Origin of the sequence: Phenylobacterium sp. (assembly GCF_024508875.1) — a bacterium.
GTDB lineage: Bacteria > Pseudomonadota > Alphaproteobacteria > Caulobacterales > Caulobacteraceae > Phenylobacterium.
Map to the genome: position 1 here is coordinate 1 of NZ_JANINU010000055.1, position 10,365 is coordinate 10,365.

The following is a 10,365-nucleotide window of genomic DNA, read 5'->3' on the forward strand; positions in this document are numbered from 1 at the left end:
GTGGCGAAGGCACCGTGCTCGGAGGCGAGCCAGGCGACCATCTGGGCGATCTCCTCGGGCTTGCCGAGGCGCCCGGCCGGGATGCCCGCCACGACGCGCTGCAGCGCCGCCTCGGGCATGGCGGCGACCATGTCGGTGCCGATATAGCCGGGCGTGATCGCGTTGACGGTGATGCCCTTGTTGGCGTTCTCCTGCGCCAGCGCCTTGACGAAGCCGATGTCGCCCGCCTTGGCGGCGGAATAGTTGACCTGGCCCATCTGGCCCTTCGAGCCGTTGATCGAGGAGATCACGATGATGCGGCCGAAATTCCGGGCCCGCATCCCCTCGATGACCGGGCGGGTCATGTTGAACAGCGAATCGAGATTGGTGCGGATCACCGCCGACCACTGGTCCTTGGTCATCTTGTGGAAGAAGCCGTCACGGGTGATGCCGGCATTGTTGACCAGGATATCGACCGGGCCGTTCTCGGCCTCGACCTGGGCGATGCCGGCGGCGCAGGCATCGTGATCGCCGACGTCCCATTTGTAGACCGGGATGCCGGTCTCGGCCTTGAACTTGGCGGCGGCCTCGTCATTGCCGGCATAGTTGGCGGCGACCTTGTACCCGGCCTCCTGCAGGGTCTTGCAGATCGCCGCGCCGATGCCGCGCGTGCCCCCCGTCACCAACGCCACCTTCGTCATAGCCATTCTCCCTCTTGGTGAAGTCCTCTGCGGCTTGCCGCCGTCATTGTTCGGATAGTTTCAACTCGGGTGAGTAGGGTTCGTCCACGTCCTTGATGATGGCCTGGCCGCAGATCACGCGGCCCTGGCTTGCGTCGAAGGTCAGCGTCGGCTGGCCGTAGAGCGACCAGCCGCGGCTCAGGGCCTCGCTGACCCGATGACAGAAGGATGCGTCATCGGGGCCCGTGAGATAGCGATAGAGCGTCGTGCGCTTCGCCATCGGCAGCCGCTTCTCAGCGCTCGACCGCCATGGCGACGCCCATGCCGCCGCCGATGCAGAGCGTGGCGAGGCCCTTCTTGGCGTCGCGCTTGGCCATCTCGTGCAGCAGCGTCACCAGCACGCGCGCGCCGGAGGCGCCGATCGGATGGCCGAGCGCGATGGCGCCGCCATTGACGTTGACGATGTCGGGGTTCCAGCCGAGGTCCTTGTTGACCGCCAGCGCCTGCGCCGCGAAGGCCTCGTTGGCCTCGACGAGATCGAGATCGCCGACCTTCCAGCCAGCCTTCTCCAGCGCCTTGCGGGTCGCCGGGATCGGGCCCGTACCCATGATCGCCGGGTCGACGCCGGCCGTCGCCCAGGAGGCGATGCGGGCGAGCGGGGTGAGGCCGCGGCGAGCGGCTTCCTTGGCCGTCATCAGCACCAGCGCGGCGGCGCCGTCATTGATGCCCGAGGCGTTGCCGGCGGTCACCGTGCCGTCCTTCGAGAAGGCGGGCTTGAGCTTGGCCATGGCCTCGATCGTGGCGCCGTGGCGCGGATACTCGTCGCTGTCGACGATGACATCGCCCTTGCGCGACGAAATCGTCACGGGAACGATCTCGTCCTTGAAGCGGCCGGCCTTCTGCGCGGCCTCGGCCTTGTTCTGCGAGGCGACGGCGAAGCGATCCTGCTCGTCGCGGCTGATCTGGTACTTGGTCGCGACGTTCTCGGCGGTGGTGCCCATGTGGTAGCCGTGGAAGGCGTCCCAGAGGCCGTCCTTGATCATGGTGTCGACCAGCGTCAGGTCGCCCATTTTCTGCCCGCCGCGAAGCTGCTGGGCGTGCGGCGACTGGCTCATGCTCTCCTGGCCGCCCGCGATGACGATCTTGGCCGAGCCCTCGGCGATCTGCTGGGCCGCCAGGGCGACCGCCCGCAGGCCGGAGCCGCAAAGCTGGTTCAGGCTCCAGGCCGGGCTCTCCACGGGGATGCCGGCGTTGACCGCCGCCTGGCGGGCCGGGCCCTGGCCGGCGCCGGCCTGCAGCACCTGGCCCATGATAACCTCTTCCACGTCGGCCGGCGCGATCCCCGCGCGTTCGACGGCCGCCTGGATCGCGAGCTTGCCCAGCTCGTGGGCGGGCAGGCTGGAAAGCGCGCCGTTGAAGGAGCCCACCGGCGTGCGCGCGGCGGAGACGATGACGATGTCGCTCATGGCGTATCCTGAGGTTTTTCGAGGCGGCCCAGGCCTCTTCTATCGGCTCCACGCCGAGGGAGGGCAAGGCCGCTGATGCAATTCGGCGATGCCATTTGCTTATGCGCTCGCATCCGCGATACTGCGGTGCAGAATGGCCGGCGAGTCATCGCAAGGTCGCGTAAAGGATTAGGGATGGCCGAGACCCAAGGGACGGGCGCCGACGCCCAGGGCGGTTCCACGGCGGGCGAGCGCGTCGTCATCAAGAAGTATGCGAACCGCCGCCTCTACAACACCGCCTCGTCCAGCTATGTGACGCTGGAACATCTGAGCGAGATGGTGAAGCAGGGCGTCGACTTCGTGGTCTACGACGCCAAGACCAACGAGGACATCACGCGCAGCGTCCTCACCCAGATCATTTTCGAGGAAGAGGAAAAGAGCCAGGGCCAGAACCTGCTGCCGATCCAGTTCCTCCGCCAGCTCATCAGCTTCTACGGCAACTCGATGCAGGCCTTCCTGCCCAGCTACCTCGAGCTCAGCCTGGCCAGCTTCACCCAGCAGCAGGAAAGACTGCGCCAGCAGATGGCCAGTTTCGGCCAGGGCGGCGGCATGACCGCCTACGAGGATCTGGCCCGCCAGAACCTGCAGCTCTTCGACCGGGCGATGAAGATGTTCTCGCCCTTCGCCTATGCGCCGACCGCGCGCGCCGAGGAGCCGGCCCCGCCGCCCCCTGCGACAAAAAGTGAATCCGGCTCCGACGAGGCGTTAACCCTCTTGCGGAAGCAGATGGCGGAGATGCAAGCTCAGCTCGACAGGTTGGCGAAAGGCTGAGTTGTGGCCTGCGCATTGCAGGTTGTGCGACACGATGTCCCGGATTGACCGCATCCAGCGCGCGGTCTCGGCGCGGCGCGCGTCGAAGACCCAGACGGACCGGGCCGAAGAGGCCGGCGCCGCCGCTGCGTCCAGCCTGCCGGTCCCCGTCACGCCGGTCGAGCCACCGCGCAGCTTCCGCGACGAGCGCCCTCGGGGCTACACCGAATTCGCGGCCCAGGTTATCGGCCAGTACGGCGAGCGCCGCGGCCTGCGCGCCGGGCCCGCCCTGCTCGACCATGCCCGCGACGCCTACAACCGGGTCGAATGGTCCGGCAGCTACGACCGCCGCGCGCGCACCGGCCGCGCAACCCGCGAAGACATCTGACGCCGCCTAGTCGTCGCCCCGCAGGCGCGCGACCTCGGCTTCCAACGCCGCCACCCTCCGTTCCAGCGCCGCGATCCGCCTGTCCATGGGCGACTCCGCGCCCGGCGTCGGCGTGGAGATGCCCGCCCTGTTCGCGACCTCCGCCGCCGAAGCGCCCAGCAGCTCGGCAAAGGCCGCAACCTGCCCGGCGGAAAGTTCCCGCTGGTCCTTGAAGACCAGCGCAAGTTCGTCCTCGCCGAGCCCCGCCACCGCGCCCAGCACGGCGCGCGAAAGGCCCCGCTCCGAGAGCTTTTCGTCGAACCAGGGGGCGTCGAAGAAGAGAGCCATGGCCTTCGTCCAGGTGGCGCCGGGTTTGCTTAACCCTGTTCGGGCTCACCGACCACGGACCGGCAAATGCTGCTCATCCTCTCGCGCTTCGTCGACGTCGCCGTCGTCACCCTGATCCTCAGCGCGTTTACCTGACCGGGTGACCCTGGCCGAAAACCGCCAGCAACCGGCGGCGACAATAGCCAGATTGCGGCCCAGGAAGAGGAGCCGCCCATGACCACCATCATAAAGACCGCCGACATCGACGCGCCGGTCGACTCCGTCTGGGACGTCGTCGCCGATTTCGGCGCCGTCCACACCCGCTTCGCCCCGGGCTTCGTCACCAACGTCGAACTCATGCCCGGCGCCCGCATGGTCACCTTCGGCAACGGCATGGTGGCCAAGGAACTGTTCCTGGGCTGCGATCACGACGCGCGACGGCTGGCCTATTCGGTCCGCACCGAGCGCTTCACCCACCACTCCGCGAGCTTCGTGGTCGAGGACCGGGGCGGCGGAAAGAGCCGGCTGATCTGGACTGCCGACGTCCTGCCCGACGAGGTCGCGCCGACCCTCGCGGGCATGATGGAGGCCGGGATCGCCGTGGCGAAGGAGACGCTGGATCGCGTACCGGCCTAGACCTCGTCCACGCCTTGCGGGTTACGAGCCCGGGACTGCAGCCACATCACGCCGAAGAGGTCGCTGAGCGAGGCCATGAGGCGGCCGAGGTTCGTGTACTTCGACACGCCCGTCTGGCGGTGGCGGTGGTTCACGGGCCGGAACTCCACCCGGTAGCCCTCGCGCATCATTAGCGCCGGCAGGTAGCGGTGGAGGTGGTCGAAGTAGGGGAGCCGCAGGAAGGCGTCGCGCCGCATCGCCTTCAGGCCGCAGCCGGTGTCGTTGGCGGTGTCCTTCAGCAGCCGCTTGCGCACGCCGTTGCCGATCTTCGAGGCGAACTTCTTCGCTTGGCTATCCTGCCGCTTCACGCGCTCGCCGCCCACCAGGGCGAGGTCCGGCCCGCCGGCGATCAGCGCGTCCGCCAGCGCCGGGCCGTCGGCCGGGTCGTTCTGGCCGTCGCCGTCCAGGGTGACCACCACCGGCGCGCGCGCCGCGAGGATGCCCGTCCGGATCGACCGGCTCTGGCCCGAGTTCTTGCGGTGCGCCAGCACGCGAAGCTGGGGGATCTCGTCCGACAGGGCTTTCAGCGCGGCGCGCGTTCCGTCGCGGCTGGCGTCGTCCACGAAGATCACTTCGTACGACCGGCCGGCGAACGCCGCCGCGATCTCGCGCGCCAGCGCCGGCGCCGCGCCCTCCTCGTCGAAGACGGGGACCACCACGGAGATGTCGGGCGTAGAAGCCATCGCCCCGCTCATAGCGGAAAACGTGGCAGGAGAAAGGATCGTGGTATCACGCACGCCATGACGCTCGACGCGGTGCTGACGAAATGGAGCGGCGGCTGGCGGGGGCCCGCGCTCGCCGCCTTCATCGCCTTCGTGGCCGGCTTGCCCGGGCTGGTCGCCATGCCGCCGCTGGACCGCGACGAGGCGCGCTTCGCCCAGGCCACCGCCCAGATGCTGGAAAGCGGCGACTATGTGGTCATCCGCTTCCAGGACGCGCCGCGCTTCAAGAAGCCGGTGGGCATCCACTGGCTGCAGGCGGCCAGCGTCAGCCTGACCTCCAGCCCGGAGGCGCGGCAGATCTGGGCGTATCGCCTGCCGTCGTTGCTCGGGGCGATGTTGGCGGCGGCGGCCTGCGCCTGGGGCGCGGCGGGGTTCTTCGACCGGCGCACCGCATTGGTCGCGGGGGCGCTTCTCGGAGGGTGTCTCCTGCTGTCCACCGAGGCCTTCATCGCCAAGACCGACGCGGCGCTGGCCGGGACCACGACGCTGGCGCTCGCCGCGCTGGGCCGCCTCTACGCCGCAGCTCGGGGCGGGCCGCCGGCGGGACGGCGCGCGGTCTGGATCTTCTGGGGCGCCCTGGCGGTGGCCACGCTGATCAAGGGGCCGGTGGGGCCGATGGTGGCGTTCCTGGCGATGATCGTGCTGGCGATCTCGGAGCGGCGGACCGGCTGGCTGGCCGGACTGAAGTGGTGGTGGGGCCTGGTGATCCTCCTGGCCGTGGTCGGGCCCTGGGCCGGCGCGGTGACGGTCGCCACGGACGGCGGGTTCTGGTCGCAGGCCGTAGGCTCCGACCTGGCGCCGAAGCTGGCGGGCGGGCAGGAGAGCCATGGCGCGCCGCCCGGGTATCACCTGTTGCTCACGCCGCTGCTGTCGTTCCCGATGACCCTGCTGCTGCCGGCCGCGGCGGTCGCCGCGTGGCGCCACCGCGCGGAGCCGGGCGTCAGGTTCGCGCTGGCCTGGCTGATCCCGACGTGGATCCTGTTCGAGGCCCTGCCCACCAAGCTGCCCCACTACCTGATGCCGGCGTACGGCGCCTTGGCCTGGCTCGCCGCGCGCGCCCTGGCCGAGCCGATCGGCGCGGCGGCGCGGTGGCTGGGGGCGGCGCTGACGGCTGTGGTCGGCCTGGCGCTGGCCGGAGCCGTCTTCTACCTGCTGTCGCTGTACGGGACGTCCGGCGACGCCTGGGCCGCGACGATCGCCGGTGGGCTGTTCGCCGCGGCGGGGCTGGTCGGCGCCTATCTGCTCGTCCGCCGGGCTCCAGAGGGCGCGGTGCTCTCGGCGCTGGGACTGGCGGTCCTGGCGCATGCCGCGCTCGCCGGGCTGTTCGCGCCGCGGCTGGATCCGCTCTGGCTCTCGGCGCGGCTGGAGCGCGCGCTGGAGCAGACCCGGCTGCTGCCGCGCCAGGGCGTCGCCGAGGCGCCGGTGGCCGTGGCCGGCTATGCCGAGCCCAGCCTGGTCTTCGCCCTGGGGACGGCCACCCAGCTCGACGGCCCGGCCGAAGCGGCGCAGGCGATCGTCGAGGGCCGGCCCGCCATCGTCGAGCAGCACGAGGAGGCGGCGTTCCAGCAGGCCCTGGACTCCCGTGACGGCACGGCCGTCCTTGTCGCCCGCATCAGCGGCGTGAACTACTCCAAGGGTGATCCGATGACCCTCCGTGTCTATGTGGCGCCCGAGGTGCTGAACGAGGTGAGACGATGAGCCGGCGTATCGAGATCGTGGAAGTGGGCCCGCGCGACGGGCTGCAGAACGAGAAGACCCTGCTCGAGGTCGGCCAGAAGCTGGAGATGATCCACCGCCTGGAAGCCGCCGGCGCCAAGCGGATGGAAGTCGTCTCCTTCGTCAATCCGAAGCGCGTGCCGCAGATGGCCGGCGCCGAGGAGATCATGGCCGCGCTCCCGCACAAGGCGGGCCGGTCGCGGATCGGCCTGGTCCTCAACATGCGCGGCTGGGAGCGCTGCCTGGACGCCGGCTGCGACGAGGCCAACGTCGTCGTCTGCGCCTCGGACGGCTTCGGCATCCGCAACCAGGGCGCCAACGTCGACGAGCAGGTCACGGCCATGGCGCACATCGTCGGCGCCCGCCGCCCGCACGACCCGCCGATCTCGGTGACCGTCTCGGTCGCCTTCGGCTGCCCGTTCGAGGGCGAGGTGCCCGAGGAGCGGGTCGTCCAGATCGTCGAGGCCGCCGCCAAGGCCGGCGTCGCCGAGATCGCCCTCGCGGACACCATCGGCGTGGCCGATCCGTGGATGGTCCGCCGCCGGGTCGAGCTGGCCAAGAAGGCCGCCGGCGACATCCCGCTGCGCCTGCATTTCCACGACACGCGCAACACCGGCCTCGCCAACGCCTACGCCGGCGTCGAGGCCGGGGTCGACATCCTGGACGCCTCGGTTGGCGGGCTGGGCGGCTGCCCGTTTGCGCCGAACGCCACGGGCAACATCGGCACCGAGGACCTCGTCTACATGCTGGAGCGGGCCGGCTTCGAGACCGGCTACGACCTGGACCAGCTCATCGAGATCGGCAACTGGGCGTCCGACCTGCTGGGCAAGAAGGTCGCCTCGTCGGTGGGTAAGGCCGGCGGCTTCCCGAGGGCGCAGCCGATGCCGGTGGCCGTGCCTTAGGCGCGCCATTCGAGTGTCATCCCGGTTTCGCGAAGCGAAGACCGGGACCCCGATCATCCACGCCGGGACCTGGGGCGCGCTCGACGCGGCAAACGACGTTTTGCTCATCAAATCGGGGTCCCGGTCTTTGACCTGCGGTCAAAACCGGGATGACACATGGAGATGGGCGGGTCGCCGCGCCAGAGGCTGTCAGTTCGCCCGGCCCGTCAGTTTCCAGAGTAGCGGGCGGACGACGGCGGCGGCCAGGACCAGGGGTGAGAGGGCCCAGGCGGCGGCCTGCTGGACGGGGCCGACGGCGCGCTTGCGGAAGTAGCGGGCGAGGCCGACGCCCTTGTGGAACTCGACCTTCAGCGGGCTGGTCTGGCTGGTGCCGCCGATGTGGACGACCTCGGCCTTGGGGTGGAACAGAACCTCGCCGCCGGCCTGCCGGACGCGCCAGCAGAGGTCCACGTCCTCGACGTGCAGGAAGTAGCCCTCGTCGAAGCCGCCGACACGGTCGAAGTCCTCGCGGCGCATGCAGAAGCAGGCGCCCGAGATGGTGGGCGTCGGCACGGCCTGCGAAGGCAGGGCGTCGCCCTCCCAGTGGACCTCGTAGCGGTGGAGCGCCGGCGATTTCGCCAGGCCGCTCATGGACATCAGCGCGCTCATCGGCGTGATGTCGCCCCGTCGGGCGCCGCGCTGCTCGGTGCGGTCGGCGTTGAGCACCCGGCCGCCGATGAGGCAGGGCGAGGGCCGGCCCTCGATCTCGCGCGCCAGCGCGGCGATGCAGCCCGGCTGGAGGAAGGCGTCGGGGTTCAGGAACACCAACACGTCGCCGGTGGCGGTGCGGGCGCCGAGGTTGGCGCCGCGGGCGAAGCCGACGTTGCCGTGGCCCGCCTTCAGCACCATCCGCGGCTCGCGCGCCGCGAGCGCCCGCAGGCGCTCGACCTCCTGGGGCCGGGAGCCGTTGTCCACGACCACCAACTCGTCCACCAGAGGTTCGGCCAGCACGCAGTCGAGGCTCTGCGCGAGAGCCTCGCCCGTCATGTAGGCGACCATGACGACGGAGACGCGGCGGCGGGGCACCACATCGTCCGCCGGCGCAACCTCGGGCGCGAGAATCGGCTTGGCGGCGCCGTTCATCCAGCCTCCAACCCGCCAGCCTCCCGGCCGGCCGTTCCGTCGTTCCCCGCCCGGGCAACATCGGGTGGAGTCGCCTCCCTGGCAAGGACGTTCACGGCCTCACCCAACGTCAGGATCTGCTGGCCGTCGGAACCGAGGCGCCGCAGCGCGACCTTGCCCTCTTCCGCCTCGCGGCGGCCGACGACGGCGATCACCGGCGTCTTGGCCAGGCTGTGCTCGCGGATCTTGTAGTTGATCTTCTCGTTGCGCAGGTCCGTCTCCACCCGCAGGCCGGCGGCGCGGAGCTGGGCCGCGGCCTTGAGGGCGAAGTCGTCGGCGTCGGAGGTGATCGTGGCGACCACCACCTGCGTCGGCGCGAGCCACGCGGGGAAGGCGCCGGCGAAGTTCTCGATCATCACGCCGATGAAGCGCTCCATCGACCCGCAGATGGCCCGGTGCAGCATCACGGGCCGCTGCTTGGAGCCGTCCTCGGCCACGTACTCGGCGTCGAGGCGCTCGGGCAGGACGTAGTCGAGCTGCAGCGTCCCGCACTGCCACGTGCGGCCGATGGCGTCCTTCAGGTGGAACTCCAGCTTCGGACCGTAGAAGGCGCCCTCGTTCGGGAGCATCTCGACGCGCTCGATGCCGGCCGCCAGGGCGGCCCGCTCCAGCTTGGCCTCGGCCACGTCCCAGACTTCGTCCGTGCCGAACCGCTCCTCGGGCCGCAGCGCCAGTTTCACCGCGTGCAGCTCGAGGCCGCAGTCGCGGTAGACGCTTTCCAGCAGGCGGATGAACTTCGTCGACTCGGCCTCGATCTGGTCTTCGCGGCAGAAGATGTGGGCGTCGTCCTGCGTGAAGGCCCGCACCCGGAAGATGCCGTGCAGGGCGCCCGACGGCTCATAGCGGTGGCAGGCGCCGAACTCGGCCATGCGCAGCGGCAGGTCGCGGTAGCTCTTCTGGCCGTGGTTGAAGATCTGCACGTGGCCGGGGCAGTTCATCGGCTTGACGGCCAGGCTCTCGCCCTCCTCCGTCTCGCAGGTGAACATGTTCTTCCCGAACTTCTGCCAGTGGCCCGACCGCTCCCACAGCTCTCGGTCCATGATCTGCGGGGCCTTGACCTCCTGGTAGCCGTCGGCGTCGAGGCGGCGGCGCATGTAGGCCTCGACCGTCCGGTAGAGCTGCCAGCCCTTGGGGTGCCAGAAGATCATGCCCTTGGCCTCTTCCTGCATGTGGAAGAGGTCCATGGCCTTGCCGATCTTGCGGTGGTCGCGCTTCTCGGCCTCCTCCAGGCGATGGAGGTGGTCCTCGAGGTCCTTCTCGCTGGCCCAGGCCGTGCCGTAGATGCGCTGGAGCATCGGGTTGCGGTGGTCGCCGCGCCAGTAGGCGCCGGCCAGCTTCGTCAGCTTGAAGGCCTTGCCCGCCGCCTTCGTCGACGGCAGGTGCGGGCCGCGGCACAGGTCCTTCCAGTTCCCCTGGCGATAGACGCTGACCTGCTCGCCGGCGGGGATGCCGCCGATGATCTCGGCCTTGTAGTGCTCGCCGATGGACTTGAAGTGGGCGATGGCCTCGTCGCGGTCCCAGACCTCGCGCACGATCGGCTCGTCGCGGTCGACGATCTCCTTCATGCGCTGTTCGATCTTG

Annotated in this window: 12 protein-coding genes; 5 read left to right on the plus strand and 7 right to left on the minus strand. The window is 70.0% G+C overall.

Going from position 1 to position 10,365, the window contains the following annotated elements; genetic code table 11:
- The 3 genes from phbB to Q0L11_RS05380 form a co-directional block, all read right to left on the minus strand.
- Nucleotides 1-680, minus strand: a 680-nt coding sequence (phbB, locus tag Q0L11_RS05370) for an acetoacetyl-CoA reductase (RefSeq protein ID WP_296595907.1), incomplete at its 3' end; no start/stop codon positions are given.
- A 43-nt stretch (nucleotides 681-723) separates the two neighbouring features.
- Complete coding sequence (locus tag Q0L11_RS05375; RefSeq protein WP_055728142.1) at nucleotides 724-939, minus strand: DUF1737 domain-containing protein; 216 nt, start codon at nucleotides 937-939, stop codon at nucleotides 724-726.
- Between the two features lie 13 nt (nucleotides 940-952).
- Nucleotides 953-2,125: an acetyl-CoA C-acetyltransferase gene (locus Q0L11_RS05380; RefSeq protein WP_296595893.1), complete on the minus strand. Its 1,173-nt coding sequence runs from the start codon at nucleotides 2,123-2,125 to the stop codon at nucleotides 953-955.
- A 174-nt stretch (nucleotides 2,126-2,299) separates the two neighbouring features.
- Between Q0L11_RS05380 and phaR the strand changes: the two genes are divergently transcribed.
- Both phaR and Q0L11_RS05390 read left to right on the plus strand, forming a co-directional pair.
- The gene (gene phaR, locus Q0L11_RS05385) at nucleotides 2,300-2,935 is read left to right on the plus strand and encodes a polyhydroxyalkanoate synthesis repressor PhaR (RefSeq protein WP_296595894.1); all 636 of its coding nucleotides are present in this window, start codon (nucleotides 2,300-2,302) and stop codon (nucleotides 2,933-2,935) included.
- Between the two features lie 34 nt (nucleotides 2,936-2,969).
- Nucleotides 2,970-3,302 (plus strand): hypothetical protein, encoded by a 333-nt coding sequence (locus Q0L11_RS05390; RefSeq protein WP_296595896.1) that lies wholly within the window; start codon nucleotides 2,970-2,972, stop codon nucleotides 3,300-3,302.
- Between the two features lie 6 nt (nucleotides 3,303-3,308).
- On the opposite strand, the gene Q0L11_RS05395 is transcribed toward Q0L11_RS05390, so the two are convergent.
- A complete protein-coding gene (locus Q0L11_RS05395) occupies nucleotides 3,309-3,629 on the minus strand; it encodes a DNA-binding protein (RefSeq protein ID WP_296595897.1) in 321 nt (106 codons plus the stop codon).
- 213 nt (nucleotides 3,630-3,842) lie between these two features.
- Here Q0L11_RS05395 and Q0L11_RS05400 point away from each other — a divergent pair, with 213 nt between their 5' ends.
- A complete protein-coding gene (locus tag Q0L11_RS05400) occupies nucleotides 3,843-4,244 on the plus strand; it encodes an SRPBCC family protein (protein WP_296595899.1) in 402 nt (133 codons plus the stop codon).
- Here Q0L11_RS05400 and Q0L11_RS05405 read toward each other — a convergent pair.
- Nucleotides 4,241-4,978, minus strand: a complete 738-nt coding sequence (locus Q0L11_RS05405) for a glycosyltransferase family 2 protein (RefSeq protein WP_296595900.1) — start codon at nucleotides 4,976-4,978, stop codon at nucleotides 4,241-4,243. The two genes, Q0L11_RS05400 and Q0L11_RS05405, sit on opposite strands and share 4 nt — an antisense overlap.
- A gap of 45 nt (nucleotides 4,979-5,023) precedes the next feature.
- Between Q0L11_RS05405 and Q0L11_RS05410 the strand changes: the two genes are divergently transcribed.
- Both Q0L11_RS05410 and Q0L11_RS05415 read left to right on the plus strand, forming a co-directional pair.
- Nucleotides 5,024-6,703, plus strand: coding sequence for a glycosyltransferase family 39 protein (locus Q0L11_RS05410; protein WP_296595901.1), 1,680 nt, complete (start codon nucleotides 5,024-5,026; stop codon nucleotides 6,701-6,703).
- Nucleotides 6,700-7,623, plus strand: a complete 924-nt coding sequence (locus tag Q0L11_RS05415; protein ID WP_296595902.1) for a hydroxymethylglutaryl-CoA lyase — start codon at nucleotides 6,700-6,702, stop codon at nucleotides 7,621-7,623. Before Q0L11_RS05410 ends, Q0L11_RS05415 begins: the two co-directional genes overlap by 4 nt.
- Before the next feature lie 189 nt (nucleotides 7,624-7,812).
- Here Q0L11_RS05415 and Q0L11_RS05420 read toward each other — a convergent pair whose 3' ends face one another.
- Nucleotides 7,813-8,745 (minus strand): glycosyltransferase family 2 protein, encoded by a 933-nt coding sequence (locus tag Q0L11_RS05420; protein WP_296595903.1) that lies wholly within the window; start codon nucleotides 8,743-8,745, stop codon nucleotides 7,813-7,815.
- Nucleotides 8,742-10,365 (minus strand): threonine--tRNA ligase (gene thrS, locus Q0L11_RS05425; RefSeq protein ID WP_296595905.1); only part of this gene is annotated, 1,624 nt, incomplete at its 5' end. The genes Q0L11_RS05420 and thrS, both read right to left, overlap by 4 nt.

Coding starts and splice junctions, on each gene's coding strand:
- Q0L11_RS05375 (WP_055728142.1), bottom strand. CDS start 939: ATGGCGAAGCGCACGACGCTCTATCGCTATCTCACGGGCCCCGATGAC.
- Q0L11_RS05380 (WP_296595893.1), bottom strand. CDS start 2,125: ATGAGCGACATCGTCATCGTCTCCGCCGCGCGCACGCCGGTGGGCTCC.
- phaR (WP_296595894.1), top strand. CDS start 2,300: ATGGCCGAGACCCAAGGGACGGGCGCCGACGCCCAGGGCGGTTCCACG.
- Q0L11_RS05390 (WP_296595896.1), top strand. CDS start 2,970: ATGTCCCGGATTGACCGCATCCAGCGCGCGGTCTCGGCGCGGCGCGCG.
- Q0L11_RS05395 (WP_296595897.1), bottom strand. CDS start 3,629: ATGGCTCTCTTCTTCGACGCCCCCTGGTTCGACGAAAAGCTCTCGGAG.
- Q0L11_RS05400 (WP_296595899.1), top strand. CDS start 3,843: ATGACCACCATCATAAAGACCGCCGACATCGACGCGCCGGTCGACTCC.
- Q0L11_RS05405 (WP_296595900.1), bottom strand. CDS start 4,978: ATGAGCGGGGCGATGGCTTCTACGCCCGACATCTCCGTGGTGGTCCCC.
- Q0L11_RS05410 (WP_296595901.1), top strand. CDS start 5,024: ATGACGCTCGACGCGGTGCTGACGAAATGGAGCGGCGGCTGGCGGGGG.
- Q0L11_RS05415 (WP_296595902.1), top strand. CDS start 6,700: ATGAGCCGGCGTATCGAGATCGTGGAAGTGGGCCCGCGCGACGGGCTG.
- Q0L11_RS05420 (WP_296595903.1), bottom strand. CDS start 8,745: ATGAACGGCGCCGCCAAGCCGATTCTCGCGCCCGAGGTTGCGCCGGCG.